The organism is Bradyrhizobium sp. Kon10 (assembly GCF_055807395.1).
The window spans coordinates 24090-50238 of the sequence record NZ_JBVVOZ010000017.1; the positions used below are offsets into that span (position 1 = coordinate 24090).

The 26149-nt window shown below is 63.4% G+C and carries 28 protein-coding genes; 16 read left to right on the top strand and 12 right to left on the bottom strand.

Annotated elements, in window-relative coordinates; genetic code table 11:
- Positions 1–2: 2 nt before the first annotated feature.
- Complete coding sequence (locus AC0L2O_RS22805) at positions 3–818, bottom strand: transglutaminase-like domain-containing protein (protein WP_473371280.1); 816 nt, start codon at positions 816–818, stop codon at positions 3–5.
- Complete coding sequence (locus AC0L2O_RS22810; protein ID WP_473371281.1) at positions 819–1730, bottom strand: transglutaminase family protein; 912 nt, start codon at positions 1728–1730, stop codon at positions 819–821.
- 90 nt (positions 1731–1820) lie between these two features.
- On the opposite strand from AC0L2O_RS22810, the gene AC0L2O_RS22815 reads away from it, so the two are divergent.
- A complete protein-coding gene (locus tag AC0L2O_RS22815; protein WP_473371282.1) occupies positions 1821–2624 on the top strand; it encodes an N-formylglutamate amidohydrolase in 804 nt (267 codons plus the stop codon).
- Positions 2625–2673: 49 nt separating this feature from the next.
- On the opposite strand, the gene AC0L2O_RS22820 is transcribed toward AC0L2O_RS22815, so the two are convergent.
- From AC0L2O_RS22820 to AC0L2O_RS22830, 3 genes are all read right to left on the bottom strand, one after another.
- Positions 2674–3294 carry a LysE family translocator gene (locus tag AC0L2O_RS22820; RefSeq protein ID WP_369721105.1) on the bottom strand — a complete coding sequence of 207 codons (621 nt, stop codon included), beginning with the start codon at positions 3292–3294 and terminating at the stop codon, positions 2674–2676.
- Positions 3295–3359: 65 nt separating this feature from the next.
- On the bottom strand, positions 3360–3902 hold the full coding sequence (locus tag AC0L2O_RS22825; protein ID WP_473371283.1) for a hypothetical protein: 543 nt from the start codon (positions 3900–3902) through the stop codon (positions 3360–3362).
- Positions 3903–3907: 5 nt separating this feature from the next.
- Positions 3908–5353, bottom strand: a complete 1446-nt coding sequence (locus tag AC0L2O_RS22830; RefSeq protein WP_473371284.1) for an LVIVD repeat-containing protein — start codon at positions 5351–5353, stop codon at positions 3908–3910.
- Between the two features lie 134 nt (positions 5354–5487).
- Here AC0L2O_RS22830 and AC0L2O_RS22835 point away from each other — a divergent pair, with 134 nt between their 5' ends.
- From AC0L2O_RS22835 to AC0L2O_RS22845, 3 genes are read left to right on the top strand one after another with little or no spacing between them, the layout of a single operon-like run.
- Positions 5488–5802, top strand: a complete 315-nt coding sequence (locus AC0L2O_RS22835; protein WP_473371350.1) for an ArsR/SmtB family transcription factor — start codon at positions 5488–5490, stop codon at positions 5800–5802.
- Positions 5795–6265, top strand: coding sequence for an SRPBCC family protein (locus tag AC0L2O_RS22840; protein WP_473371285.1), 471 nt, complete (start codon positions 5795–5797; stop codon positions 6263–6265). Before AC0L2O_RS22835 ends, AC0L2O_RS22840 begins: the two co-directional genes overlap by 8 nt.
- Positions 6262–6774 (top strand): SRPBCC family protein, encoded by a 513-nt coding sequence (locus AC0L2O_RS22845; protein WP_473371286.1) that lies wholly within the window; start codon positions 6262–6264, stop codon positions 6772–6774. Before AC0L2O_RS22840 ends, AC0L2O_RS22845 begins: the two co-directional genes overlap by 4 nt.
- Positions 6775–6936: 162 nt before the next feature.
- On the opposite strand, the gene AC0L2O_RS22850 is transcribed toward AC0L2O_RS22845, so the two are convergent.
- Together AC0L2O_RS22850 and AC0L2O_RS22855 are read right to left on the bottom strand one after the other, a co-directional pair.
- A complete protein-coding gene (locus AC0L2O_RS22850; protein WP_473371287.1) occupies positions 6937–8079 on the bottom strand; it encodes an epoxide hydrolase family protein in 1143 nt (380 codons plus the stop codon).
- 92 nt (positions 8080–8171) lie between these two features.
- Entirely contained in the window at positions 8172–8627 is a 456-nt protein-coding gene (locus AC0L2O_RS22855; RefSeq protein ID WP_473371288.1) for a GatB/YqeY domain-containing protein, read from the bottom strand.
- Positions 8628–8859: 232 nt separating this feature from the next.
- On the opposite strand from AC0L2O_RS22855, the gene carA reads away from it, so the two are divergent.
- Positions 8860–10050 carry a glutamine-hydrolyzing carbamoyl-phosphate synthase small subunit gene (gene carA, locus AC0L2O_RS22860; protein ID WP_473371289.1) on the top strand — a complete coding sequence of 397 codons (1191 nt, stop codon included), beginning with the start codon at positions 8860–8862 and terminating at the stop codon, positions 10048–10050.
- Positions 10051–10202: 152 nt separating this feature from the next.
- Positions 10203–10730, top strand: a complete 528-nt coding sequence (locus AC0L2O_RS22865; protein WP_473371351.1) for a hypothetical protein — start codon at positions 10203–10205, stop codon at positions 10728–10730.
- A gap of 113 nt (positions 10731–10843) precedes the next feature.
- On the opposite strand, the gene AC0L2O_RS22870 is transcribed toward AC0L2O_RS22865, so the two are convergent.
- Complete coding sequence (locus tag AC0L2O_RS22870; RefSeq protein ID WP_409191957.1) at positions 10844–11368, bottom strand: Dps family protein; 525 nt, start codon at positions 11366–11368, stop codon at positions 10844–10846.
- Positions 11369–11481: 113 nt separating this feature from the next.
- Here AC0L2O_RS22870 and AC0L2O_RS22875 point away from each other — a divergent pair, with 113 nt between their 5' ends.
- Positions 11482–12183 (top strand): class I SAM-dependent methyltransferase, encoded by a 702-nt coding sequence (locus AC0L2O_RS22875; protein WP_409191956.1) that lies wholly within the window; start codon positions 11482–11484, stop codon positions 12181–12183.
- Positions 12184–12415: 232 nt separating this feature from the next.
- Here the strand turns inward: AC0L2O_RS22875 and AC0L2O_RS22880 are convergent, their stop codons facing one another.
- Positions 12416–12787, bottom strand: coding sequence for an ArsR/SmtB family transcription factor (locus AC0L2O_RS22880; protein WP_409191955.1), 372 nt, complete (start codon positions 12785–12787; stop codon positions 12416–12418).
- A 110-nt stretch (positions 12788–12897) separates the two neighbouring features.
- Between AC0L2O_RS22880 and AC0L2O_RS22885 the strand changes: the two genes are divergently transcribed.
- From AC0L2O_RS22885 to greA, 3 genes are all read left to right on the top strand, one after another.
- Positions 12898–14067, top strand: a complete 1170-nt coding sequence (locus tag AC0L2O_RS22885; RefSeq protein ID WP_473371290.1) for an MFS transporter — start codon at positions 12898–12900, stop codon at positions 14065–14067.
- Between the two features lie 143 nt (positions 14068–14210).
- Positions 14211–17675, top strand: coding sequence for a carbamoyl-phosphate synthase large subunit (gene carB, locus AC0L2O_RS22890; RefSeq protein ID WP_473371291.1), 3465 nt, complete (start codon positions 14211–14213; stop codon positions 17673–17675).
- Between the two features lie 209 nt (positions 17676–17884).
- Positions 17885–18358 (top strand): transcription elongation factor GreA, encoded by a 474-nt coding sequence (greA, locus tag AC0L2O_RS22895; RefSeq protein WP_027534300.1) that lies wholly within the window; start codon positions 17885–17887, stop codon positions 18356–18358.
- A 122-nt stretch (positions 18359–18480) separates the two neighbouring features.
- Here the strand turns inward: greA and AC0L2O_RS22900 are convergent, their stop codons facing one another.
- Positions 18481–18960 carry an Lrp/AsnC family transcriptional regulator gene (locus tag AC0L2O_RS22900; protein ID WP_369721093.1) on the bottom strand — a complete coding sequence of 160 codons (480 nt, stop codon included), beginning with the start codon at positions 18958–18960 and terminating at the stop codon, positions 18481–18483.
- A 267-nt stretch (positions 18961–19227) separates the two neighbouring features.
- Between AC0L2O_RS22900 and trxB the strand changes: the two genes are divergently transcribed.
- From trxB to AC0L2O_RS22925, 5 genes are all read left to right on the top strand, one after another.
- Positions 19228–20193, top strand: a complete 966-nt coding sequence (trxB, locus tag AC0L2O_RS22905) for a thioredoxin-disulfide reductase (RefSeq protein WP_473371292.1) — start codon at positions 19228–19230, stop codon at positions 20191–20193.
- A gap of 5 nt (positions 20194–20198) precedes the next feature.
- A complete protein-coding gene (locus AC0L2O_RS22910; RefSeq protein ID WP_369721092.1) occupies positions 20199–21122 on the top strand; it encodes a LysR family transcriptional regulator in 924 nt (307 codons plus the stop codon).
- Positions 21123–21571: 449 nt separating this feature from the next.
- Positions 21572–22480 (top strand): 4-hydroxy-tetrahydrodipicolinate synthase family protein, encoded by a 909-nt coding sequence (locus AC0L2O_RS22915; protein ID WP_473371293.1) that lies wholly within the window; start codon positions 21572–21574, stop codon positions 22478–22480.
- A 303-nt stretch (positions 22481–22783) separates the two neighbouring features.
- Positions 22784–22933, top strand: coding sequence for a hypothetical protein (locus AC0L2O_RS22920; protein ID WP_369721090.1), 150 nt, complete (start codon positions 22784–22786; stop codon positions 22931–22933).
- A 129-nt stretch (positions 22934–23062) separates the two neighbouring features.
- Complete coding sequence (locus tag AC0L2O_RS22925; RefSeq protein WP_369721089.1) at positions 23063–23209, top strand: hypothetical protein; 147 nt, start codon at positions 23063–23065, stop codon at positions 23207–23209.
- Positions 23210–23286: 77 nt separating this feature from the next.
- On the opposite strand, the gene AC0L2O_RS22930 is transcribed toward AC0L2O_RS22925, so the two are convergent.
- Positions 23287–23964, bottom strand: coding sequence for a ParA family protein (locus AC0L2O_RS22930; protein ID WP_211381568.1), 678 nt, complete (start codon positions 23962–23964; stop codon positions 23287–23289).
- Between the two features lie 367 nt (positions 23965–24331).
- Complete coding sequence (locus tag AC0L2O_RS22935) at positions 24332–24685, bottom strand: hypothetical protein (RefSeq protein ID WP_473371294.1); 354 nt, start codon at positions 24683–24685, stop codon at positions 24332–24334.
- 487 nt (positions 24686–25172) lie between these two features.
- Between AC0L2O_RS22935 and AC0L2O_RS22940 the strand changes: the two genes are divergently transcribed.
- Positions 25173–26111, top strand: coding sequence for an AEC family transporter (locus AC0L2O_RS22940; protein ID WP_409191949.1), 939 nt, complete (start codon positions 25173–25175; stop codon positions 26109–26111).
- Positions 26112–26149 lie beyond the last annotated feature (38 nt).

Genomic DNA, 26149 nt, shown 5'->3' on the forward strand with positions numbered 1-26149 from the left:
ACTCACCCCGCCGTCAGCACCTCCTCACTCACCACCTCGAACTTCTTCAACTCCATCCGGCCAAAGCTCGTCGACAGCGCGACATCGGCGGCGTCGCGGCCGGTGGCCATCAGGATGCGGCCCTTGCGGGGAATGTTGTGGCGGGCGTCGAAGGTGAACCATTTGCCTGAGAGCCAGACCTGAAACCATCCGGAAAAATCCATCGGAGACGGATCCGGCGGAATGCCGATATCGCCCATATAGCCGGTGCAATAGCGCGCGGGGATGCCCATGCAACGGGAGAAGGTGACGGCCAAATGCGCGAAGTCGCGGCAGACACCGGTCTTCTGCTCGTAGACATCATGCGCCGACTTCATGTGATGGGCGTGCTGGTATCCGAACGTGACGTGCTTGTGCACGAACTCGGTGATCCCACAGACGCGTTTCCAGCCCGGTTCTGTCTTGGCGAACAGCGACCAGGCGATGTCGGTGAGCTTGTCGGTCTCGCAATAGCGGCTCGGCATCAGATAGAGCATCAGCTCGTTCGGCAGTTGCTCAATCGGGATCTGCTGAGCGCCCGGCATCACTTCGTCGGGCAGGCCGGTGTCGCGCACCAGCGCGCGGCCCTTCAACGTCACGCCGCCGGCCGGCGCGACGAGGCGGCCGCAGATGTTGCCGAAGGCGTCCTGATAGAAGCGGATGGGAACGTCGGGCTCCGCGACCACCGTCTCCTCGCCGATGATGTCGGCCTGCCGCGAGGGGTGGATGTTGAGCATGATCACCATCGGCGTCGGCTGCGCCGCCGCGTAGGTGATGTCGAAGCCGACCTTGATCTCCATCTACAAAACTTCTGCCTCCATCATCTGGTCGTTGTCCTGATCGTCCGACACCACCCTGATGGTCACTTCCATCCCGTCGAAGGCACCCGCAGGCCCGATATAGACGCCGTGCAGCGGGATCGCCTGCCGCGGATCGCGCGCCACCGCGACACGGATGAGGTCGCGTGTGCCGATGATGCTGTTGGTCGGATCGAACTCAATCCAGCCCGCGCTCGGCAAATAGACCTGCACCCAGGCGTGGGTCGAGCCGCCGCCGACGTGATGTCCCTCGACGTCCTCGGGCACGAAGATGTAGCCGGAGACAAATCGCGCGGCGATGCCGAGTTGGCGCAACGCCTCGATCATAAACAGCGCATAGTCCCGACAAGTTCCCGTGCCCGACTGCAATGTGTCGAGCGGGTGCTGGGTGCCGAGCTCATGACGCTTGCGATATTTGAACTGCTTGCGGATGCCATGCGTCATGCCGCTCAGGATCTTGAACGTTGGTGTCGGCGCGTCCTCGTCGAGAAAGCCGCGTGCCCATTCCCCGATATGGCCCTCGGCATCGGCATATTGCGGCGTGGTGTATTGCACCAGGTCGGGAAATTCCTCGTCGTCGTAGACGAACGGGTAGAAATAGGCGGGATCATCCGGCGTGAGCGCAAACTCCTCGACCGGATTGTGCTCGACGGTGACGTGCCAATCGAATGTCAACGTGTCCGCGCGTTCGTCGAAATTGGCGATCGCGACCGAGTTACCGAACACGTCGTGAATCCAGTGCAGCGACATCGGCACCGGCGAGATCTCGAGCCGGGAGTCGAGCACGCGCAGATCGTGCCCGTCGCGCGGACGGAGCATGATCCTGTGTTCGCCGAACGCCACGGGACGGTCGTAGCGATATTCGGTCTTGTGATGAATCGTCAGTAGCGGCATCGTCAGTCAATCATGGTGATTTTGGGCAGATCAATCTATAGCGATTCTGCCCAATTTGGGGGACGACTGCTTTTTCAATAGGCAATCAAGATGGCTTTAGACACAGCCGGCGCGATGGATCAACTCCTTGGCAGGGGCGACATTCCCCCAGTGCATGAGGTGAATGCAGGGGGAGCATCGCCTTTCCTGCTCACCTCTGATCACTATGGACGAGTGCTGCCGCATGCGCTCGGCGATCTCGGCGTCGCCGAGAGCGAGCTGACACGGCACATCGCCTGGGATATCGGCATTGCCGGTGTTGCCGAGCGGCTCGCCAAAATGCTCGATGCGCATCTGATCGCGCAGCGCTATTCGCGGCTCGTGATCGACTGCAACCGGCCGCCCGGCGCGCCAAGCTCGATCCCCGTGATGTCCGAAGCAACCGCAATCCCGGGCAATGAGGCAATCACCGAGGACGAGCGCCGGGCGCGGCGGCAGGAGATTTTCGAGCCGTACCATCACCGCATCAACGCGGTGATCGATGGCCGCGTGCACGACAAGCGGCCGACGGTGCTGGTGTCGCTGCACAGCTTTACGCCGGTTTATGCCGGCGTTGCGCGGCCCTGGCATATCGGCGCGCTCTACAACCGCGATACGGTGCTGCCGCAGCTGCTGCTGAAGCACTTGCGCAGCGAGGGCGATCTCGTGGTCGGTGACAACGAGCCCTATAGCGCGAGCGATCTCACCGACTATACCATCCCCGTGCATGCCGAGGCCCGCGGCCTCGTCAACACCGGCATCGAAATCCGCCAGGACTTGATCGCCGACCAGTCCGGCGAGCGGCAATGGGCGGAGCGGCTGGCGCGGATTTTCGCGAAGATTGAGGTCGAGCTGCGGGCGGAGCGGTTCGTGTAGCGAGCCGCTCCCACCGACATAGCCTGCAGACGGGGTTTCGAAAGCCGGGCTATTTCGCCCGGGTCAGCGCCAGCCAGATGCCGCCGCCGATCATGAAGCCACCAGAGACGCGCGACATCATCCGTGTACGGCGAGCCGAGAAAAATTTTCGCGCGCGCCCGGCGGCTGTGGCGTAAAGCGCATCGGTCATCGCGGCTGTCACCATGAAGGTGGCACCCAACAGTGCGACCTGCGGGAAATGGTCGCGGTTCATGTCCATGAACTGCGGGATGAAGGCGCCGAAGAACACCAGCACCTTCGGGTTCGACAGCAGCACCAGAAAACCTTGCAGGAAGAAGCCGCCGCGCGGCGGCACCGGCGGCTCGTCGACCTTGACGCCTTCGATCGGCGCCCAGATCAGCCTGATCCCGAGCCAGATCAAATAGGCTGCGCCGGCAAACCGCACCCAGTCGAACCAGTAGCCCATGGTCGCCATCAGCGATGTCAGGCCGATCGCGACGACACCGATCACGATCGCGAGACCCGCCTGCGCACCGGCGACGTTGGTCAGCGCGGCACGCGTGCCATGGCGCAGGCCATTGGCGATGACGAGCGTCACGATCGGCCCGGGCAACAGCGCAAGTGCAACGCAGGCGGCGAGAAAGGCGAGATAGGCTTGCAGGGACATCATGGCGGAGACTCGCTGGGGGCGGTTCGGGTCATTAATGCATGGCGCAGGCGGGAACGGAAGCACCATCACCGTCCGTCGAGCGCAGCGCCGATCCACGTCTTCATCTCCTGGGTTCCGAGAAAGACGAGCGCCGCGCGCTGCACGGTGTTTGCTTCCACATTGCCTTGCGTCACCGCGACCAGCAGATTGCATCGCCGGGACACGGCGATGCCGATGGCGGCGTGGCGGGCGCCGTCGGGCATGTCGAGATCATAGCGCCTGGCACGACCGCGCAGATCTCCGATGTCCACTTCCTTGCCGGGCGCAATCGCTGCGAAGCGGGGGCTGATCAAATCGAGATCGGTCACGCGATCGACCTCGTCGTCATCGGCGACACCGCGGTCGCAATTGCAGAACCCGAGCTTTGCGCGGACGTAGAGTTCGGCACCTTCGCAAGCGCCATCACAGCGGAACGCTCGGCCGGCGGGCCAGCCGTCACGCGGGAAGGCCCAGGCAATCTCGCGCCAATGCTCAGCTCTCTCCGCCGGTGACGGCGCGAGTTGATACGCCCACACGGCCGACACGCCGAGCGCGATGAGCCCTGCCGCTATTGCCGCCGCGCCCCGCATGACGATCAGCTCCTCGGCAGGCCGGCAACGGCCCGCGCCGCGCCGGTGAGTTCGAGGATGTGCAGCCCCGTGTTGGCGCGATCGACGATGTAGATGTAGCCGCGATCATCGGTCTCGACATTGTTGGTCTGGATCGCAAGCTTGCAGCGCTCGCCGCCTTCGATCGGAATGCAGCGCTTGTCGGTCGCGCTCGTGATCGCGGGAATGAAATAGCCGACTTCCTTGGGGTGATAGGGATCGCGGATGTCGAGCGCGCGCACGCCGGCATTGAAGAAGGCGATGAAGGCCATCTTCTTGTAGTAGACTGGCGCCATGCTTTCGTTCGACGAATGCGAGCCGAAGCGGCCGCCGCGCTGGCAGAACTGGCCGCTCGCCTCCGGCACGGTGTAGCTCGAGATCATCATCGGCCGCGCCTCGGTGGTGACGTCGGCGAACCACACCATCTGCCGCGCCTCGCCGCATTCGTTCAAAATCGCCTCATCCACGATCATGACGATGTCGCGGGTCTTGCCATCCTTGTCCTCGGCGAATTCCGCGATGGGCATGTCGAGCATCGGGAACGTGGTATGGGCGCCGTTGAACGCGGACATCGGCAGCCGCGAGATCTCGGGATAGCGCAAATTATCCGGCGTCGGTTCCTTGCCGCCGCTCAAGAGCTTCTCGCGATCGACGATCTGCAGGATGCCGCCTTTGTTGGTGCCGTAGCCGAAGTAGACGCGGTTGCCGGTGGGACCGGTCGAGATCGGCCCGTGCAGCTCGGTCGGCACCGGGCCGGTCGAACCGGGCTCCTGACCGGGCAAGCCGAAATCCCTGATCTTCTGCGGATGTGCGGGGTCGCTGAGATCATAGACCTGCGTCATCCGCCGCGTGCGCCAGTCCGGCGCGCCCGAAACGAGATAGGCGATGCCGGTGTCGCACTCCCACCAACTCTTGTGCGTGTCCTTCAAGCCGCCGATGCGGGTGATGAGCACGGGGCTGGCGGGATCGGCGACGTTCCAGATCTCATGCGCCTCGCTGCCGAAGGTGCGCAGCATGTAGACGGCATTGGGATCGCCCTTCGGCAACGACTTGCCGTCGCACACCCGCACCATCTGCGCGCCACCCGATTCATACTTGCCTTCCTGCCCAGGAAGGTGCCGCAGATATTTCGGATGTGCGGGGTCGGTGACATCGAGGATCGAGGTTCCGTTCGGCTCGGCCTGCCCCGTCATCGGATTGACCGGCGCCGGCACGTCCTCGGTGCCACCGTGATGGCCGATATAGGCGATCCAGCGATCGCCCTGATGATGGATGGTCGGCTGATAGGCGCTGCGCGCCTGAAGGTCGTTGGCGCCGACCAGCTTCATGTTGGAAGCCTCAGGCGGCGCTCCGACCATCTGCTTTTGGGCGTGGACGTTGGCGCTGCTGGCGAAAAGGATAAGGCAAGCAGCAAGTCGAACACGGCTGATCATCGACCCTCCCGGAACCAATCTGCGTTGGCTGAACCATAATGCTAGCACAGCCGCTCGCGTGCGCCAAAAACACGATCTCTTGCCAGGAATGACACGCTTGACATGCAACCATTTGGTTGCTTATCATGGCCCGCATGGATGAGGTCTTCAAGGCGCTCGCGGATGCATCACGACGGTCGCTGCTGGACAGGCTTCACGCCAGGAAGGGCCAGACGCTCAACGAACTCTGCGAGGGCCTGGAGATGACGCGACAGGCGGTCACAAAACACCTTGTCATTCTCGAAGAGGCCAATCTGGTCACGACCCTCAGGCATGGCCGCGAGAAGCTGCATTACCTCAACCCGGTGCCGATCCATCAGATCGGCGAACGCTGGATCAGGAAATTCGAGCGCGGCAAGCTCGCCGCGCTCAGCGAATTGAAACGTCAGTTGGAGAAGCGCGATGAGTAAACCGCAATTCGTTTATGTGAGCTACATCGAGACCACGCCGGAGAAGCTGTGGGAGGCGCTGACGTCGAGCGAATTCACCAGGCAATACTGGTTCGGCGCAGAGGTCAGGTCGGACTGGAAGGTCGGTTCGCCCTTCGCGCTGCTGATGGATGGCGAAACCACCGATTCGGGCGAGATCCTGGAGGCCGATCCGCCACGGCGGCTGTCCTACAGCTTCAAGCACCAGAAATTTGAAGAGCTTCGCAGTGAGCCGATCTCGCGCGTCGAGTTTACGCTCGAACCGTTCGGTTCGCTGACGCGGCTGACGGTGTTGCATGACGGCTTCGTCGAAGGCGGAAAATATCTCGGTGCGGTCTCCAATGGCTGGCCCGCGATCCTGTCTGGATTGAAGAGCCTGCTGGAGAGAGGCCAAACGCTCGCCATTCCGCGCGCAGCGCTCAACAAGGGATTTGATGCGCGATGAACCTCGATCAGTTCAAGCCGCTGACGGTCTACACCATCTACATCGCTTCCACGCCGGACAAGGTGTGGGAGGCGCTGACCTCGGCCGAGTTCAGCCGCAAATATTTTTCCGGCTTTGCGGTGGAGATGCAGCCAAAGCTCGGCGGCACGTTCATCGTGCGCGCGCCGGACGGCGCGTTGCACATCTCCGGCGAAGTGTTGGAGTACGACCCGCCGAAAAAACTGACCGTGACATGGAATGTCGACTGGCCCGACCTCGTCGCCAAGCTCGGGACCACGCTCGTGACCTATGAGATCGACCCCGCGGGCGAGGCCGTCCGCCTCACCATAAGCGAACGCCACGACCGTCCGCTCAGCGACGACATCCTCTCCGGCGGCCGCACCGGCTGGCCCGCGATCCTGTCTGGGCTGAAGAGTTTGCTGGAAACCGGCAAGGCGCCGCAGATCACGATGGCGCCGCCGGCGCAGATGCTCGCGGCGTTGAAGGCGATGGGGGTCAAGGTGCCGTAGTTCTTGGCCGCGGTGGTAGTTTAGCGATGATGTTAGCGCGCGCGTGGGGAGGTTGCACGCGTGAAGCGAAGCCGGCACCAGAGCGAGCGGTCTAACAATACCGCGAGGCGCGAATTCTCGCGAGAGATCCCGAAGGTCTCGCGCACCCAACCAAATTGGTCCCTAACGGCGCACTGTCGCGAAGAACTTTCTCACATCCCGCACGAACAATTCCGGCTGCTCGAATGCGGCGAAGTGCCCGCCCTTTTCGATCTCGCTCCAATGCGTGATGTTGGGGAAGTTCGGCTCCATCCAGCGGCGTACCGGCGTGATGATCTCTTTGGGGAACACGGCGACACCGGTCGGCACCTTCACCACCGGGGTCGTGCGGCGCTTGCCAAAGCTCTCCCAATAGAGCCGCGCCGACGAAGTTGCCGTCTCGGTCACCCAGTAAAGCATGACATTGTCGAGCAGTTCGTCCTTGCCAAGGATGTTCTCGGGATGGCCGTCGCAATCGGTCCAGGCCCAGAACTTTTCCAGGATCCAGGCCGCCTGTCCGCTCGGCGAGTCCGTCAGTGCATAGCCGAGCGTCTGCGGACGCGTCGACTGCTGCTTGGAATAGCCGGAGTCGACATCGACATAGTGCTTGAGGCCGGCGAGTGCACGCTTCTCTTCCGCGGTGGGCGCGCCCTCGACCTTCGGCGCTGCATTGAAGGCGAGCGTAATGTGGATGCCGGCGCAATGCTCACGGTCCTGCATGCCAAGCGAGGTCGTCACCGCCGAGCCCCAATCGCCGCCTTGCGTGCCATAGCGCGCATAGCCCAGCCGATCCATCAGCCTCGCCCAGGCCGCGGCGATGCGATCGACGCCCCAGCCGGTGGTCTCGGGTTTGGAGGAGAAGCCGAAGCCCGGCAATGAGGGGCAGATGACGTGAAAGGCATCCGCGGGATCGCCGCCATGCGCGGCCGGATCGACCAGCGGGGCGATCACCTTCTGGAATTCGACGATCGAGCCGGGCCAGCCATGGGTGATGATGAGCGGCAGCGCGGACGGTTCTTTCGACCGGACGTGCAGGAAGTGGATGTCGAGCCCGTCGATCTCGGTCGTGAACTGCTCAAAGCGGTTGAGCTTGGCCTCACGCGCCCGCCAATCGTACTCGTTCGCCCAGTAGCCGCAGATCTCCTGGATCCACTTCAGCGGCGCGCCCTGGCTCCAGTCGTCGACCAGCTCCGCCTCCGGCCAGCGCGTACGCGCGAGACGCGACTTGAGGTCTATGAGGACGTCGTCGCTGACGGCGATGCGAAACGGTTTTATGGCGCCGGTCATCATTGCCTCCCGATTTTTCTGTCGGGAGAAACTAGACCGGATTGCAGCAGCAACAAAGGTGCGCCTTTTCCCCTTGTGGGAGAAGAAAAGAGCTAACCCGTCAGCGCAGCCTTCACCAACCCACTGGCTTTGCCAAAATCCATTTGCCCGGCGTATTTCGCCTTCAACGCCGCGATCACCTTGCCCATGTCCTTCATACCGGCGGCGCCGGTTTCGGCAATGATCTCGGAAATCGCCTTCTTCACGTCATCGTCCGCCATCTGCTTCGGCAAATACGCGGAGATCACCGCGATCTCCTCGCGCTCCTGCGCGGCGAGCTCGGCGCGACCGCCCTTGTCGTAGAGCTCGACCGATTCCTGGCGCTGCTTGATCATCTTCTGGAGCACGGCCAGCAGGTCGGCATCGCTGAGCGGGGGCTTGCCGTTCCCGCGCGCCTCGATGTCGGCGTTCTTGATGGTCGAGTTGACCATGCGCAGCGTGGAGAGCTTGCGCTCCTCCTTGGCCTTCATGGCCTTCTTAACCGCATTGTTGATGTCGTCGCGCAACATGGCCGTGATCCTCTCAATCCGTTCCGCCTGATCTAAGCCGTTTGCGGCAAAGAGGCCATACCGGCCCTGTCGGGCCGCGGTTCATTGTTTCCGATCCGGCCGCCGAAACTGCGCGAAAATTACCTATTCCAGCTTTAACTGCCTGAGGAGGCCGTCAAATATGCAAAAACGCATGTGAATCCGCCCGTCTCCGCTTTGACGGCGACGCCCGCCGGGACTATGAACCGGGCTCATGACACAACATGACAACGATCTCGCCTGGCCGGACCACAAACCGACCGCGCTCCTCGTGCTCGCCGATGGCACGGTGCTCGAAGGCTTCGGTCTCGGCGCCGAAGGCCATGCCGTCGGTGAAGTCTGCTTCAACACCGCGATGACCGGCTACGAGGAGATTTTGACCGATCCCTCCTATGCAGGGCAGCTGATCACCTTCACCTTCCCGCATATCGGCAATGTCGGCACCAACGAGGAAGACGTCGAGACGGTGAACATGGCCGCGACGCCCGGCGCGCGCGGCGTGATCCTGCGCACCGCCATCACCGATCCTTCGAACTATCGCGCGACCAAGCATCTCGACGCCTGGCTCAAGGCGCGCGGCATCATCGGCCTCTCCGGCATCGACACCCGTGCGCTGACCGCGCTGATCCGCTCCAAGGGCATGCCCAACGCCGTGATCGCCCACGCCAAAGACGGCGAGTTCGACCTGCATGGCCTCAAGGAAGAAGCGCGCGAGTGGCCGGGCCTCGAGGGCATGGACCTGGTGCCGATGGTCACCTCCGGCCAGCGCTTCACCTGGGACGAGACTCCCTGGCTGTGGGACAAGGGTTTTAGCCGGCAAGACAAGCCAGAGTTCAACGTGGTCGCGATCGACTACGGCATCAAGCGCAACATCCTGCGCCTGCTGGCCGGCGTCGGCTGCCGGGTGACAGTGGTGCCGGCAACGACCTCGGCCGAGGACATTCTGGCGATGAAGCCGGACGGTGTGTTCCTGTCGAACGGTCCGGGCGATCCGGCCGCGACCGGCAAGTATGCGGTGCCGGTGATCCAGAACGTGATCAAGTCGGGCACGCCGATGTTCGGCATTTGCCTCGGTCACCAGATGCTCGGCCTCGCCGTCGGCGCCAAGACCATGAAGATGCATCAGGGCCATCACGGCGCCAACCATCCCGTGAAGGATGAGACAACCGGCAAGGTCGAGATCACCTCGATGAACCACGGCTTTGCCGTGGACGAGAAGACGCTGCCGAAGGGCGCAACGCAGACCCACATCTCGCTGTTCGACGGCTCCAATTGCGGCATCCAGCTCGACGGCAGGCCGGTGTTCTCGGTGCAGTATCATCCTGAGGCCTCGCCCGGCCCGCGCGACTCCCATTATCTCTTCCAGCGATTTGCGGATTTGATGCGGCAGAAGAAGAGCGCGTGAGCGGCTCTCTTTCTGAACCGCCTTCATGATATCAAGCCCGGGCCTGGTCCCGGGCTTTTTTGTCTTCTGCGCTGCGCGTCGCCTCGGACTGATGAGGGAACGTCGTCTCACGACGCTCGTTGATTCCCGCCACTCTGCCGCAGGAGCCCATCATATCCATCGTCCGCGACAATGCCGAGCCGCTCGCCATCGTGTTCGAGGATGACGGGCTCGTGCCGAACAACATGCTCCCCTTCCTCGTTTATCAGGGCGCAGTGAAGCTCGACGCCAAGCATCCGGAAGAGACCATCGAAAGCCTGTTCAGCGCCAATGGCTGGGGCGGCACGTGGCGCAACGGCATTTTCGATTATCTGCACTATCACGCGACGGTGCACGAAGTTCTCGGCGTCGCGCGTGGCAGCGCCCGCGTGCGCTTCGGCGGCGACAACGGCCAGGAGCTGGAGATCAAGGCCGGCGACGTCGCCATCCTTCCCGCCGGCACCGGACATCAATGCATCAAGGCGAGCGAGGATTTTTGCGTGATCGGCGCCTATCCGCCGGGCGCGAAGATGGAGGTCACGCGGCCGACGCCGGAGAACCATCCCAAGGCGCTGAAGACGATTCCCAAGGTCACGCTGCCGCCGGCCGATCCGGTGACGGGCAAGGATGGGCCGATGATGCGGTTGTGGCGCCAACCATAAGGGCGGTGCCGTAGGATGGGCAAAGCCGAGCGTGCCCACCAATCGACCTGTGCGGATAGATGGTGGGCACGGCGCGCGAAGAGCGCGCCTTTGCTCACCCTATGCAGCGTGCCTTACGCCTCGTTGGCGCCTTCCTGGCGGGTGGCTTCGAACAGGAACCAGGTGCGGCGCTCGGTCTCGTCGATGAAGGTTTCAAGAATGCTGGCGCTGGCGACGTCGTCGGCATCGTCGCAGACCTCGTGCGCTTTGCGCATCGCCGCGGCGACATGCTTGTTGTCCTGCATCAGCTCGCGCAGCATCTCGCGCGGCGGGACGTAGTCCTCGTTGTTGTCCTTGATGGTCTGGAGCTTGGCGACCTGGCCGATCGACCTCAGCGTGGTGCCGCCGATCTTGCGGACGCGCTCGGCGAGCTGATCGGTGGTGGCAAAAATCTGATCCGATTGCTGATCGAGCAGCAGATGATAATCGCGGAAATGCCGACCGCTGATGTGCCAGTGGAAGTTCTTGGTCTTCAGGTACAGCGCGAACGCGTCGGCCAGAAGCACGTTAAGCGCCTCGGAAACCTTTTTGACCGCCTGGGGCGGCAGATCGGTGGGAGTATCGAGATCGGAGGAGACCTTATTGGGGGCTTTGCTCACGGGGGACCTTCCTGTTAGGACGCGGACATTGACGGCGCGCCGTCGCAGCCCTAACGCAAGCGGGCGGCGCCGGTTCCTTCGCCGGAACCGCTAGGCCGGGGCCCTCGGACATCATGGACGATTGGATCGATTACTACGACTCGACGCATACGATCTATGTGAGCAAGCTGCATCGCGATTTGCACTTCCAGATCATCGCGCGGGACATCATCGGCTACATCACCTCGCCCGAGGCGACCGTGCTGGACTATGCCTGCGGCGAGGCGCTGTCGGCTGGCCAGGTGGCAGCGGCCTGCGGCAAGCTGATCCTGGCCGAGCCCGCGCCCGGCGTGCGCGGCCGGCTGATCGCGCGATTTGCCCCCAATACAAACATCCGCGTCCGCTCGCTCGATGACGTTCGCACGATGCAGGACCAGTCCATCGACCTCGTCATCATGAACTCGGTCGCGCAATACATGACGGCGGACGAACTCGATGCCGCGCTCCGGAACATCCGGCGCTTGTTGACGCCGTCCGGCAAGTTGGTGCTCGGCGACATCCTCCAGCCCAGCGTCGGCATGGGCCGCGACGTGGCGGCGCTGCTCAGCTTCGGCCTGCGTCACGGCTTCTTGAAGGATGCCTTGGTCGGGCTGATCAGCACCGCGCTGTCGGACTACCGCCATTTGCGCTCGCGCATCGGGCTTCAACGCTACAGCGAGGATGAAATCACCGCCAAGCTGAAGGCGGCGGGCTTCGCGGCGCAACGCGCCAACACCAATATCGGCCACAACCCCTGGCGCATGACCTTCATCGCGAGGCCGCCGCTGGTCCGTTAAGCTTAACGACTGGCTGAGGTGGCTTGTCGCACCCCCAATCGGTAATGCTCTCCGCGGCCCGGTGGCGGAAGTGTCCACGCGAGAGCAGTGCATCGCTCTTTATCCTGGTTCAAGTCCAGGCCGGGTCTCCAGCCTTCGCTGGCTCCGCGAGCTTCGGCTGGGCGAGCCGTATCGTAGCGAAGGCTGCCTCGACGAAGCCCGAAGGGTGCAGTCGGGCGCGACTCGGCGAGCCCTACTCTGCCTCAACCACATCGCACTCGGATAGAAGCTGAAGCCGGTCGGCATCCCTGTTCGCTGAGTTGATGACGGCATCGAGCAGACCAGGAAAGCGCGCGTCCAGATCCTCGCGGCGGAGCCGCATCAGGCGGCTGGTGCCGACGACGCGGGTCTGCATCAGCCCGCATTCGCGCAGCTTGGCGAAGTGGTAGGCGAGGTTGGACTTGCCGCTGAGCGCGTTGAAGTCGCCGCAGCGCAATTCGATGCTGACACGTTCCTGCTGGGCGAGCCGGTACACGATCGCCAGGCGGATCGGATCGCTCAGGCAATCCAGAACCATCGGCAGTTCGATCTGCTCACGGGTGGGGTGGGGAGGCGTTCGGCTCATACCGCAATTATAATAACCCGCCCCGCATGTTCAATAGTTCTTGAACCAGTTGACTCCGGAAGCTTGCCACCCAATAGTTCAATAATCATTGAACATAGGAATGGCGGATCATGAGCGTGTTCTGGCTGGCGGTGGCCGCATTTGCGATCGGGACGGAAGCCTTTGTCATCGCCGGCATGTTGCCGACTATCGCGGCGGACCTGCAGATATCGGTGCCGGCCGCCGGGCAGCTGGTCAGCGTCTACGCGCTCACCTATGCCGTGGGCTCGCCGGTCCTCGCGGTGACCCTCAACAACATCGACCGCCGCACCGTGCTGACGCTCGCTCTCTCGACCTTCATCGCCGGCAATCTGCTGGCGGTCATGGCGTACGGATTTGCACAGCTGCTGGCGTCGCGGATGTTGATGGCACTCGGCGCTGGCCTGTGCATGCCGACGGCGCTTGGCGTCTCCGTGGCCGTCACCGCCCCTGAACGCCGGGGCCGCGCCGTGGCGCTGGTCACGTCCGGCCTCACAGTCGCGACAGTGGTCGGTGTTCCCCTCGGCAATTGGATCGGCAGCCTCTTCGGCTGGCGCGCGACCTTCGCCATGGTCGCACTGCTCGGCGCAATCGCGCTTGCGGGCCTGCTGTTTGGGCTGCCCCGAGGCCTGCCCAAAAGCACAGCCTCGCTCGCCGAACGGCTCGCCGTGGCGCGTCACGGCAACGTCCTGATCGCGCTCCTCATCACGATTCTATGGGCACTCGGCGGTTTCACCATATTCACCTATTTCGCCGTCCCGCTGCACGCGTTGGGTTTCGACGCCGCGCAGATCAGCTTGGCGCTCCTGGTTTTCGGTGCGGCCGCCGCGATCGGAAACATGCTCGGCGGCGTGTTGGCCGACCGGCTCGGCGCGATCATCACCGCGGCGCTCGGCCTGACCGGCATGGCCAGCGCGCTCTTCCTGCATTCGCTGGTGCTGAAATTCCTGCCGGGCCAGGCGCATTATGCGATCCTCGGCCCGATCTTCCTCCAGGGCCTCTCGGGCTGGGCGTTCTATCCGGCTCAGGTCGCCAGCATCATCCGGATCGACCCGCAGGCCTCGATGATCGCGCTCTCTCTCAACGCCTCCGCCATGTATCTCGGCTTTGCGATCGGAGGAGCCTTGGGCGGCGCCGTGCTTGCGGGCTGGAGCCCAGCCGATCTCGGCTGGGTCGGCGGACTGAGCGTGACGGCCTCGCTTCTGGTGCACCTCGCCCGTGGCTGGCAGGCGCGGCCGAAAGCGATCAAAATTGCCGGTTGATGGGCATTTTTCGGGGTTTCGCCGCCCCGGAAACTGGTCTAAGACCCACCCGCGCGCGAGGGAGACCACCGCGCTCTCGACCACAGGGGACGCGCGGTAGCGCGCCCTTTTTTTGTGCCCAAATTCCACTTCGGCGAGAGTTGATGCCCAAACGTACAGACATCACCACCATTCTGATCATCGGCGCCGGTCCCATCGTGATCGGCCAGGCTTGCGAGTTCGACTATTCGGGCACGCAAGCGGTGAAGACGCTGAAGGAAGAGGGCTACCGCATCGTCCTCGTCAACTCCAATCCGGCCACCATCATGACCGACCCGGAATTGGCCGATGCGACCTATATCGAGCCGATCACGCCGGAAATCGTCGCCAAGATCATCGAGAAGGAACGCCACGTCATTCCCGGCGGCTTCGCGCTGCTGCCGACCATGGGTGGACAGACCGCGCTGAACTGCGCGCTGTCGCTGCGCCGGCAAGGCACGCTGGAGAAGTTCGATGTCGAGATGATCGGCGCCACCGCCGACGCCATCGACAAGGCCGAGGACCGCCAGCTGTTCCGCGAGGCCATGACCAAGATCGGGCTCGAGACGCCGAAGTCGCGGCTCGCCAACGCCTCCGAGCTGAAGAAATCCTTCCGCGACAAGTACCAGGCCGAACGCGCGAAGGCCTCTGGTGCGGCACTCGAAGAGCTCGAGCGGCAATGGACGCTCGGTGAAGGCGACCGCCGCAAGCGCTACCAGGAATATGCGCTCGGTCAGGCGCTGATGGCGCTCTCCGAGATCGGCCTGCCCGCGATCATCCGCCCCTCCTTCACGATGGGCGGCACCGGCGGCGGCATTGCGTACAACAAGGAAGAATTCCTTGACATCATCGAGCGCGGCCTCGACGCGTCTCCGACCAACGAAGTGCTGATCGAAGAATCCGTGCTCGGCTGGAAAGAGTTCGAGATGGAGGTGGTGCGCGACAAGAAGGACAATTGCATCATCGTCTGCTCGATCGAAAACCTCGATCCGATGGGCGTGCACACCGGCGATTCCATCACGGTGGCGCCGGCACTGACCTTGACCGACAAGGAATACCAGATCATGCGCGACGCCTCGTTGGCGGTGCTGCGCGAGATCGGCGTGGAGACCGGCGGCTCCAACGTGCAGTTCGGCGTCAATCCCGACGACGGCCGCATGGTCGTCATCGAGATGAACCCGCGGGTGTCGCGCTCGTCCGCGCTGGCCTCCAAGGCCACCGGCTTCCCGATCGCCAAAGTCGCGGCCAAGCTCGCGGTCGGCTACACGCTCGACGAAATCGCCAACGACATCACCGGCGGCGCGACGCCGGCCTCATTCGAGCCGACCATCGACTACGTCGTCACCAAGGTGCCGCGCTTCGCGTTCGAGAAATTCCCCGGCGCTTCCACCACGCTGACGACATCGATGAAGTCGGTCGGTGAAGTGATGGCGATCGGCCGTACGTTCCAGGAAAGTCTTCAGAAGGCGTTGCGCGGGCTCGAGACCGGCCTCACCGGTCTCGACGAAATCGAGATCGAAGGCCTCGGCCGCGACGACGACAAGAACGCGATCCGCGCCGCGCTCGGCACGCCGACCCCGAACCGCATCCTGCAGGTCGCCCAGGCGATGCGGCTCGGCTGGTCGAACGAAGAGATCTTCAATTCCTGCAAGATCGATCCGTGGTTCCTCAGTGAGATGCGTGGCATCGTCGACCTGGAAGACAAGGTCCGCAAGAACGGCCTGCCCGGCAACGCCTTCGGCATGCGCACGCTCAAGGCCATGGGTTTCTCGGACGCGCGGCTGGCCGTGCTCGTGGCGACGACGGAAGCCGAGGTAACGGCGAAGCGCCACGCGCTTGGCGTCCGACCCGTCTACAAGCGCATCGACACCTGCGCGGCCGAATTCGCCTCGCCGACCGCCTACATGTATTCGACCTACGAGGCGCCGTTCGCGGGCGTGCCGGCGGACGAGAGCACGCCGTCGGACAAGAAGAAGGTCATCATCCTCGGCGGCGGGCCGAACCGCATCGGCCAGGGCATCGAGTTCGACTATTGCTGCTGTCACGCCTGCTTCGCGCTGCATGACGCCGGCTATGAATCCATCATGGTCAACTGCAACCCCGAAACGGTGTCGACCGACTACGACACCGCCGACCGGCTCTATTTCGAGCCGCTCACCGCCGAGGACGTGCTCGAGATCATCGCGAAGGAGCGCACCAACGGCACGCTGCACGGCGTGATCGTGCAGTTCGGCGGCCAGACCCCGCTGAAGCTGGCGCGGGCGCTGGAAGCCGCCGAAGTGCCAATCCTCGGCACCTCGCCCGACGCGATTGATCTCGCCGAGGACCGCGACCGCTTCAAGCGCGTGCTCGACAAGCTCCGCCTGAAGCAGCCGAAGAACGGCATTGCCTATTCCGTCGAGCAGGCCCGCCTGGTGGCGACCGATCTCGGCCTGCCCCTGGTGGTGCGCCCGTCCTATGTGCTCGGCGGCCGCGCCATGCAGATCATCCGCGAGGACAACCAGCTCAGCGACTATCTGCTCGGCACGCTGCCGGAACTGGTGCCCGCCGACGTCAAGGCGCGCTACCCGAACGACAAGACCGGGCAGATCAACACCGTGCTCGGCAAGAACCCGCTGCTGTTCGACCGCTACCTGTCCGACGCGACCGAAATCGACGTCGACTGCCTCTGCGACGGCAAGGACACCTTCATCGTCGGGATCATGGAGCACATCGAGGAAGCCGGCATTCATTCCGGTGACTCCGCCTGCTCGCTGCCGCCGCATTCCCTCGATGCCAAGATGATCGAGGAGCTGGAGCGGCAGACGCGCGAGCTGGCGCTCGGCCTCGACGTCGTCGGCTTGATGAACGTGCAATACGCGATCAAGGACGGCGACATCTACGTGCTGGAAGTCAATCCGCGCGCCTCGCGCACGGTGCCGTTCGTCGCCAAGGTTGTCGGCACGCCGGTCGCAAAGATTGCCGCCCGCATCATGGCGGGGGAGAAGCTTGCCGACTTCAAGCTGAAGAAGGCCGACTTCAAGCATGTCGGGGTCAAGGAATCGGTTTTTCCGTTCGCCCGCTTCCCCGGTGTCGACACCGTGCTCGGGCCCGAGATGCGCTCGACCGGCGAGGTCATGGGCATCGACCGCTCCTTCGCGGTGGCGTTCGCCAAGAGCCAGCTCGGCGGCGGCACCCGTGTGCCACGCAAGGGCACCGTGTTCGTCTCTGTGCGCGAGAGCGACAAAACCCGTATCGCCGACGCCGTTCGCGAGTTGCACTCGCTCGGCTTCAAGGTGCTGGCGACATCGGGAACGGCGCGCTACCTGACTGACCAGGGGATCCCGACCGAGAAGGTGAACAAGGTGCTGGAGGGGCGGCCGCATATCGTCGATGCTATTACCAACGGCGACGTCCAGCTCGTCTTCAACACCACCGAGGGCCCGCAGGCGCTCGCCGACAGCCGCTCGCTGCGGCGCGCGGCCCTCTTGCATAAAGTGCCGTATTACACCACTCTTTCCGGGGCCGTAGCGGCCGCGCAGGGCATCCGGGCCTATCTGGGCGGGGACCTTGAGGTTCGTACCCTGCAGAGCTATTTTTCGGACACCTGATCATTAGCGGCGGCATAGCCTCCGCTAAACGATTGGCGATGAAGCCATAATGGCCGGAGGAACTGACCGGTCGTGTGGCGGTTCTGTTCCGTTGCCAAGCCCCTATCTGTCAATCTCCGGCGGCCCCTGTCTGGGCTCTGGAAGGCCGACGAATCAAGGTTGCGGGCGCCTCTCCAATTGGGGCGCACGATCGAAGGACGAGAGAGAAGATGGAAAAGGTTCCGATGACTGCGGGCGGCTTTGCCGCGCTCGGGGAAGAATTGAAGAAGCGCCAGTCGGAGGACCGTCCGCGCATCATCGAGCATATCGCCGAGGCGCGCTCGCACGGCGACCTGTCGGAGAACGCGGAATATCACGCCGCCAAGGAAGAACAGTCGCACAATGAGGGCCGCATCGCCGAGCTCGAGGACAAGCTCGCGCGCGCCGACATCATCGACATTTCGAAGCTCTCCGGCGACACTATCAAGTTCGGCGCCACCGTGACGCTGGTCGACGAGGACACCGAAAAGAAGGCCGTGTGGCAGATCGTTGGCGAGGTCGAGGCCGACGCCAAGAAGGGCCGCATCTCCATCACCTCCCCGCTCGCGCGCGCGCTGATCGGCAAGAAGAAAGGTTCAACCGTCGAGGTCAACGCACCCGGCGGGGCCAAGGCCTACGAGATCACCAAGGTGGAGTGGCGGTAAGGACTTGCCGCCGTACGTGCCGACATGAAAAAAGGCCGCGCTTGGCGCGGCCTTTTTGTTGCTGCGCGTTGCTGCCTTCACCTCGTCCCATGACAGCGGGGAGAGAGGGAGAACACAGCGAGCTATCTTCGCCCCTTCACATCGAGCGGCACGGCCGCTTCATACTTCGAGTTATGCAGCACGAGCGACGTCCGCACGTTGCGTACATGCGGCGCTGCGGTCAGGTGCGTGACAAAATCCTGGAAGGTCGCCATGTCGGGCGCGACGCATTTCAGGATGAAATCGACCTCGCCCGACAACATCCAGCATTCCCGCACCAGCGGCTCGGCGCGAACGAACTCCTCGAAAGCGCGCAAGTCAGCTTCGGCCTGGCTGGAGAGATGCACGGCGGCGAACACCGTGACGTCGAAACCGAGCTTCCGCGCGTCCAGGAGACCGCGATAGCCGTTAATGTAGCCCTCCTCCTCCAGCGCCCGGACGCGGCGCAGGCATGGCGGGGGCGAAATCCCGACGCGCTTGGCCAGCTCGACATTGGTGATTCGGCCGTCGGCCTGGATCTCGGCGAGAATTTTGAAGTCGATCTCGTCTAGGTTCCGCGACACGTGATTGGAACTCCTGGCCTTCCGGCGGTATCGGGTGGGTTTGTCGCAATCCTCATACCCAGTCTGCGCCGGATGAGCAATTTTATTGCGCGTGCAGCGCAATCGACTTTTGTTCCTTGTTGGAAAAATCCGCCGAATGGGAATGCAATTCTTGCATGGCTCACCAGAAGGCTTAGATTAGCTCAGTGATATTTCAGCGCCTCCGCGAGGCCTCCCGGCACCTTCCGCGCCCGCGCTGCAAATCCCCCGTGAAAGGCGTCCGCTAAAATGTCCGCCCCTGTCCATGCAAAGGTCGTCATCATTGGCTCCGGCCCCGCCGGCTACACGGCGGCGATCTACGCTGCGCGGGCGATGCTCGAGCCGATCCTGATCCAGGGCATCCAGCCGGGCGGCCAGCTCACCATCACAACCGACGTCGAGAACTATCCGGGCTTCGCCGACGTGATCCAGGGCCCCTGGCTGATGGAACAGATGGAGAAGCAGGCGCTGCACGTCGGCACCCAGATCAAGACCGATCTGGTGATCAAGCTCGACACCTCGCAGCGGCCGTTCCGCCTCACTTGCGATAGCGGCGACGTCTATCTCGCCGAAACCGTGATCCTTGCCACCGGCGCTCAGGCGCGCTGGCTCGGGCTGCCGTCTGAAGCGAAATTCCAGGGCGGCGGCGTGTCGGCCTGCGCCACCTGCGACGGCTTCTTCTATCGCGGCAAGGAAGTGATCGTGGTCGGCGGCGGCAATACCGCGGTCGAGGAAGCCCTGTTCCTGACCAACCATGCCTCGCAGGTCACCATCGTGCATCGTCGCGATCACTTCCGCGCCGAGCGCATCCTGCAGGAGCGTCTGTTCAAGCACCCGAAGATCAAGGTGGTCTGGGAGTCAGCTATCGACGAGATCTGCGGCACCGAGAACCCAAACAAGGTCACCCATGTCCGCCTGAAGAACGTCAAGACCGGCTCGCTCACCGAGCTGAAGACTGACGGCGTCTTCATCGCCATCGGGCACGCGCCCGCGACCGAGTTGGTGAAGGACCAAGTCAAGCTCAAACCGTCGGGCTATGTCGAGGTCGCCCCGAACTCGACCGCGACCTCGGTGCCCGGCCTGTTCGCCGCCGGCGATGTCGCCGACGAGACCTACCGCCAGGCCGTAACGGCCGCCGGCCTCGGCTGCATGGCAGCCCTCGAAGCCGAACGTTTCTTGGCCCTGCGCGCCAGCGAGCGCGCGGCAGCGGAATAAAGATCATGCCCCGAACACGCGACGGATTTACGGATATGGATTGGGACAAGCTGAAGGTGTTTCACGCGGCGGCGGAAGCGGGCAGCTTCACGCATGCCGGCGAGCAACTCGGCCTGTCGCAATCGGCAGTCTCTCGCCAGGTCTCGGCGCTGGAGCAGGAGCTCTCGGTCTCGCTGTTCCATCGCCATGCCCGCGGCCTGATCCTCACCGAGCAGGGCGACCTGTTGTTCCGCACCGCGCATGACGTGTTCATGCAGCTGCAGGCGGCGCGCGCCAAACTGACCGACAGCCGCGAGCGGCCGAGCGGCGATCTCAAGATCACCACCACGCCGGGCGTCGGCATCAATTGGCTGATCCCGCGCCTCGGCGAGTTCACCGCGCTGTATCCGGAGATCCGGATCTCGCTGATCGTCACGGACGAGGAACTCGACCTCTCGATGCGCGAGGCCGACGTCGCGATCCGCACCCGTAAACCGACGCAGCCGGATCTCATTCAGCGCAAGCTTTTCGCGATGGGCTTCCACGCCTATTGCTCGCCGGACTACATCAAGCGCTTCGGCACGCCGCGAACTCTGGAAGAGCTCGACGCCCACCGCATCATCACGCTCTCCGACGGCAACTTCGCGCCGCATCTTCAGAACCGCAACTGGCTGGTCGAAGCCGGCCGCAACGGCTCGGGTCCGCGCGAGGCCTATTTCAGGGTGAACAACATCCTCGGCCTGGTGCGCGCCTGTCAGCAGGGCCTCGGCATCGCCGCGCTGCCGGATTATCTGATCGAAGAACAGAGCCGCCTCGTGCAACTGTTCGGCGAATCGGATTCGATCCAGCTCGACACCTATTTTGTCTATCCGGAAGAATTGAAAACGGTCGCGCGCGTGCAGGTGTTCCGTGACTTCGTGGTGAGCAAGGCGCAGCGCTGGCCGTCCTGATTTCCGCATGTCTGACATGCGAGCTGGACGGTTGCTGCATGACGCTTCGCAAGCTCATACTGTTTGCACGCTGAGCCTTCGCGTTGCGCATTTGTCCCCCTCCTCCAGTGGCGCGGGAGTTCAGTAATCCCTCTTGGAAGGTGATTGTGTCGGCCTCACGTGGCCAATACCTTAAGCCGGGCTCTCTTGAGCCCGGCTTTTTTTCTGTCAAATTCGCCATTCGCCTTCCGCGTGTATTGACAGTTCCACGTACACCCCGCATCATTTGCCAATGATCACGAAGTCGTGCGCAATCGTTTCCAAAAAAGGCCCCCACCCGGGGACCTCGGATTTTTGCGCGCGCTAACTCGACTTCGTCATCGCGAGCCAAACCCGAAAACCCCGCCGCCTGGACGGGGTTTTTTCATGTGCCCTCCGTCTCAGGTCTCTCTTTGAGAAGGAGAAGGAACATGACCGACCTGCCAACGCATTTGCACGGGCTGTGGCTGCCGCTGGTGACGCCGTTTCGGAACAATCGTCTTGACGAGACGTCGCTGCGGCGGCTGACGCGGCACTACGCCGGAGAGGCCGTCGACGGCTTCATCCTGGGGGCAACCTCAGGCGAAGGCATGACGCTACGCGATGCCGAGCTCGAACGCCTCGTCGCCATCGTGCGCGACGAAATGGCGGCCGGCCGCCGCAACCTTCCGATCTGCCTCGGCCTCTCCGGCGCCGATACCTCGCGGCTGAAGGACCGGCTCGACGAGACCGCGGACTGGCCGATCGACGGCTATCTGATCGCGAGTCCTTATTATGTACGGCCGTCTCAGCGCGGGCTGCTGGCGCATTTCGAAGCGCTCGCCGATCACGCCGCCTGGCCGCTGGCGCTCTACAACATTCCCTATCGCTGCGCGGTCAACATCACCAACCAGACCATGCTGCGGCTGCTCGAGCATCCGAACATCATGGGCCTGAAGGATTGCGGCGCGAGCCGCGAGCAGTCGATCGCATTGCTGCGTGATCGGCCCAAGGGCTTTCGCGTGCTCACCGGCGAGGACGCCAAATACCTCGAGGCGCTCTCGGACGGCGCCGACGGCGGCATCCTGCTCTCGGCCCACATCGAGACCGCGACTTTCGCGGCGGTCTATGCCGAGATCAAGCGCGGCAATCACGACGCGGCGCGGGCACGCTGGCAGGAGGTCGCCGAGCTCACGCGCCTGCTGTTTGCCGAGCCGAGCCCGGCGCCGGCGAAGTACTGGCTGTGGCGAACCGGCCTGATCGACAGCCCCGAGGTGCGCCTGCCGATGGTGGAAGTGTCGAGCGAGCTCGCCGCCCAACTCGACCGCGAGATCGAACGGCGGATGCAGGTGGCGGCTTAGACAATCCCCGCGCAACGCTGCTGCCCCTTCTCCCCTTGTGGGAGAAGGTGGCGCGAAGCGCCGGATGAGGGATCTCTATCAGCGTGCTCACTTGCAGCAGATGAATTCGCGGAGACAACCCCTCACCCGTCTCGCCGCTTACGCGGCGATCCACCCTCTCCCACAAGGGGCGAGGGGAAGAAGACATGCCATGGTTAACCGCGCGCGAACGGCGTTCGCGGCCGCGGCATGGACTGTCCACGTCTCGTTTACGCAATCGCGCCTATCGTTGCCCTGCAAAGTCTTCACACAGGGGGAATGACCATGGGGCAACGCATCCGTCCGACGGCGGCAGACATGTTCGCGCCTGCCGATCTTTTAAGGGGAATTCTGGTGGTGTCGTCGTTCGGCTTCTGGGCAGTGATGCTCGGCCTGATGCCGGTGCTGCTGTTTCGCGTCTGGCTCGCAGGCTGACGCAAGCCCGCGAGGATAGTTAATCCGCGGGTGACAGCTGTTTTCAAATGCGAGCGGAGTTGCGATCCGGAATTTAAAACATCTCGCGTATCACTTGGCCCATAAGCGAAAGAAATCGCGGGGGCGATCGTGAATAATCAGAATGATGTGGCGTCGCATTTCGACGCCGGACAGCAGGGCTTCAGCACCGCGGACATTCTCTGGGCCGTCGGCATCTGGTCGGTGATCCTGACGCTGTCGCCGGTCATCGTGTTCTACATGCTGATGGTGGCCTAGCTCATCTCCACCGGACCAGAAACGCAAAACGCGCGGACATCCGCGCGTTTTTCGTCCGGGGAAATGATTGATGAAAATTATGCCGCCTGCTTGTGCATTGCGCCGGATGCCGACGCCGTGCCGCGAATGGCCTTGACTGAACGCTCGATCGCCGCCCACAGCCTTGCAATTTCCTGAGCAGCCCGGCTCTCGGCCTGATACTCACGCGCGCCTTCGCCGTGGCTAAGTGCCATCAACAAATCGGAACGATTGGTAATCTGGCCGCCCCACACCGGAGCCCGGAACTTCGCGAGTGCCTCGCGAGCGATGGTGACGATCGGGCTTTCGGATTCGTCGCGACGCGCCGGCGCACCGTTGAGAACGACCGCGTAGGGCTTGCGCGCCGCACGGCACATCTGGATGGTTTCCTGCACGGCGTTGACGTCGAACACGCCGGGCCGCGCCGGGATCACCACCATGGTGGCGTTCCTGATCGCGTCGTCCACGACGGCCGAGAGATTCGGCGGCGTGTCGATCAACACCCATTCGTATCCGTCGCGCTTGGCAGCGGAGACGATGCCGCTGACGGAGTTCACCGCCGCCTTGATCGGCGGCTCGTTGGTGCCACGCAGCTTGTGCCACAGCGTGAGCGAGCCCTGCGGATCCGCATCGACGAGCAGAATAGGCTTGGTCGCCTTGATCTGCGCGGCGAGATGCGCGGCTAGCGTACTTTTGCCTGAGCCACCTTTACGCGATGCAAAAACAATAACGTTCATACCTCTGCCTCCAGATTGACCCCAGGCAGCGAAAATGAATCACCGCGGTGATTCGGGAAAGAAAAATTTATCATAAGTTACATCACAGCCATAAAATAACAGGCCGCGTTGGCTTTTGAGTCACACTGCTTCGCGCGACGCCAGACACAAACCGTCACGAAGCGCGCTTCGCGCGGGCAATCGTGCGTTTTTTGAGCAGCGATGCAGGGAAACTGTGGAACACAACCGTGCCGGGCAAAAGCTTTGCGCGACTCTTTTCCATCGCAAGCATTCGACGTTGTCGCGAGAGAGTTACGCCAGCAGGCGAACAAAAGGAGTCCGTTGGCTGTCGCGGGGCTGATGCTTCGCGCGAACGCGACGGCGGCGCTCAGCTGTCTTCGACCTTTTTCTTCTTCGCCTTGGGCTTGGTGTTCTTCCTCGCGGTTTTGGGTGCGATGCTGGTCGGCTTGCGGACCCGGACCGCGGCCGCCTCGCTTGGCTCCGGCCCCTGCCGGAAGAAGGGCCGGCACTGCGGCGAGAGCTGCGCCTTCTTCTGGATCATGCAGGCGGTGATGGCATCCACGTTCGGAACGAACTCGCCGCACAGCCGCATCGCATCCGGCGTGCAGGCCTGCTGCTGCTCCGGCGTGTAGGCAAAGCCGGCGCCCGGCGCGATCAGCGTGGCCAGGGCAACCCCCGACACGGCCGCAAGAATGGACTTCCCAAAGCGAAACGCCGGCATCGGTCCCCCCAAAGCTCGAACAGGGGGTGGAGTGTGGGTGAACGGCCCTGCGTTGGCAACGGCGGCGCGATGCGAAAACCGGGAGCTGTGCGGTCTCGGCAACAGCGGCGGTCTTCTCCGCTGTCATCGCCCGGCTTGACCGGGCGACCCAGTATTCCAGAGACGCCAAACGTCCCTCGAGAAGCCGCGGCGTACTGGATCCCCCGCTTTCGCGGAGGATGACAGCTGTGTGTGTGGGATGCGTCGCGGTCCACCACTACCCCCCTTGGCCGGACCTGGTGCGATCGGAGCAGCCCCGAGGTTTCGAGGGCCGTCCAGCAAAAACCGCGAAAACAACCCCATGCACAGTAGCCAAGTCCATGGGGATCCTACAAGTTTTACGGATTATACGAATTCGCTTTGACACGTCGGGCAAAACAGGGGCATGATGCCAGCATAGAAAGTGCGTGGGGTGGTCAGTCCATATCCCCTTCCAGGAGAGGGCTGCATGGCCACCGTGTTGATCGTCGCGCCGGTGTTTGCCCTGATCGCGGCCGGCTATGCGGCGGTGCTGTTTCGCTTCGTCTCGGAGACCGCGCACAAGGGCATCTCCGAATTCGCCTTCAGCATCGCGATCCCCGCGTTGCTGTTCCGCACCATCGTGGTGTCGGAATTCCCCGATGTCAGCCCCTACAGGATGTGGGGCGCCTATTACGGCGCGCTCGCGATCATCTGGATCGCGGCGCTGGCGATCTCGGCGCTGCTGCGCGAGCGGCGCGAGGACCGCGAGGACGGCGTCGTGTTCGCGATCGGCTCGGTCTACGGCAACATCGTGATGCTCGGCATTCCCCTGACGCTCTCGGCGCTGGGCAACGAGGCGGCGGGGCCGATGGCGCTGATCCTGTCGGTGAACACGCCGCTGCTGTGGCTCTGCGGCATCCTGCAAATGGAGCTGGTCAGCCGCAAGCAGAGCGGCTCGGCGCTGTCGGTGATCCGGCCCGTGCTCGCCGACCTCGCGCGCAATCCGCTGATGCTGGGAATCGGCTTCGGCGTGGTCTGGCGCTTCACCGGACTGGGTCTCAACCCCGTCGTCGACAGGACCGTCGAGCTGCTGGCGCAAGCGGGATCGCCGGCCGCGCTGATCGCGCTCGGCATCAATCTGTTCCGGTTCGAGGTCAAGGGCGAGATGGTGAGCGTCGTCATGATGAGCGCGCTGAAACTGCTGGCGATGCCGGCGGCCGCGTTCGTGCTGGCCAAGCTGCTCGGTTTGCCTCCAGTCGCAGCCGGCGTCATCGTGCTGTTCGCGGCGATGCCGACCGGCGCCAACGCGTATATCTTTGCGGTTCAGTACCAGCGGCTGGTGAACCCGGTGTCGGGCGCGGTGGCGCTGGGCACGCTGCTGGCGGCGGTGACGTTGCCGGTGGTGGTGATGGTGGTGGCGCGTTGAGCGCTCCACCATCGTTCCGGTGGATTTTGCGTTTGCAC

Coding starts and splice junctions, on each gene's coding strand:
- AC0L2O_RS22805 (WP_473371280.1), bottom strand. CDS start 818: ATGGAGATCAAGGTCGGCTTCGACATCACCTACGCGGCGGCGCAGCCG.
- AC0L2O_RS22810 (WP_473371281.1), bottom strand. CDS start 1,730: ATGCCGCTACTGACGATTCATCACAAGACCGAATATCGCTACGACCGT.
- AC0L2O_RS22815 (WP_473371282.1), top strand. CDS start 1,821: ATGGCTTTAGACACAGCCGGCGCGATGGATCAACTCCTTGGCAGGGGC.
- AC0L2O_RS22820 (WP_369721105.1), bottom strand. CDS start 3,294: ATGATGTCCCTGCAAGCCTATCTCGCCTTTCTCGCCGCCTGCGTTGCA.
- AC0L2O_RS22825 (WP_473371283.1), bottom strand. CDS start 3,902: ATGCGGGGCGCGGCGGCAATAGCGGCAGGGCTCATCGCGCTCGGCGTG.
- AC0L2O_RS22830 (WP_473371284.1), bottom strand. CDS start 5,353: ATGATCAGCCGTGTTCGACTTGCTGCTTGCCTTATCCTTTTCGCCAGC.
- AC0L2O_RS22835 (WP_473371350.1), top strand. CDS start 5,488: ATGGATGAGGTCTTCAAGGCGCTCGCGGATGCATCACGACGGTCGCTG.
- AC0L2O_RS22840 (WP_473371285.1), top strand. CDS start 5,795: ATGAGTAAACCGCAATTCGTTTATGTGAGCTACATCGAGACCACGCCG.
- AC0L2O_RS22845 (WP_473371286.1), top strand. CDS start 6,262: ATGAACCTCGATCAGTTCAAGCCGCTGACGGTCTACACCATCTACATC.
- AC0L2O_RS22850 (WP_473371287.1), bottom strand. CDS start 8,079: ATGACCGGCGCCATAAAACCGTTTCGCATCGCCGTCAGCGACGACGTC.
- AC0L2O_RS22855 (WP_473371288.1), bottom strand. CDS start 8,627: ATGTTGCGCGACGACATCAACAATGCGGTTAAGAAGGCCATGAAGGCC.
- carA (WP_473371289.1), top strand. CDS start 8,860: ATGACACAACATGACAACGATCTCGCCTGGCCGGACCACAAACCGACC.
- AC0L2O_RS22875 (WP_409191956.1), top strand. CDS start 11,482: ATGGACGATTGGATCGATTACTACGACTCGACGCATACGATCTATGTG.
- AC0L2O_RS22880 (WP_409191955.1), bottom strand. CDS start 12,787: ATGAGCCGAACGCCTCCCCACCCCACCCGTGAGCAGATCGAACTGCCG.
- AC0L2O_RS22885 (WP_473371290.1), top strand. CDS start 12,898: ATGAGCGTGTTCTGGCTGGCGGTGGCCGCATTTGCGATCGGGACGGAA.
- carB (WP_473371291.1), top strand. CDS start 14,211: ATGCCCAAACGTACAGACATCACCACCATTCTGATCATCGGCGCCGGT.
- greA (WP_027534300.1), top strand. CDS start 17,885: ATGGAAAAGGTTCCGATGACTGCGGGCGGCTTTGCCGCGCTCGGGGAA.
- trxB (WP_473371292.1), top strand. CDS start 19,228: ATGTCCGCCCCTGTCCATGCAAAGGTCGTCATCATTGGCTCCGGCCCC.
- AC0L2O_RS22910 (WP_369721092.1), top strand. CDS start 20,199: ATGCCCCGAACACGCGACGGATTTACGGATATGGATTGGGACAAGCTG.
- AC0L2O_RS22915 (WP_473371293.1), top strand. CDS start 21,572: ATGACCGACCTGCCAACGCATTTGCACGGGCTGTGGCTGCCGCTGGTG.
- AC0L2O_RS22920 (WP_369721090.1), top strand. CDS start 22,784: ATGGGGCAACGCATCCGTCCGACGGCGGCAGACATGTTCGCGCCTGCC.
- AC0L2O_RS22930 (WP_211381568.1), bottom strand. CDS start 23,964: ATGAACGTTATTGTTTTTGCATCGCGTAAAGGTGGCTCAGGCAAAAGT.
- AC0L2O_RS22935 (WP_473371294.1), bottom strand. CDS start 24,685: ATGCCGGCGTTTCGCTTTGGGAAGTCCATTCTTGCGGCCGTGTCGGGG.
- AC0L2O_RS22940 (WP_409191949.1), top strand. CDS start 25,173: ATGGCCACCGTGTTGATCGTCGCGCCGGTGTTTGCCCTGATCGCGGCC.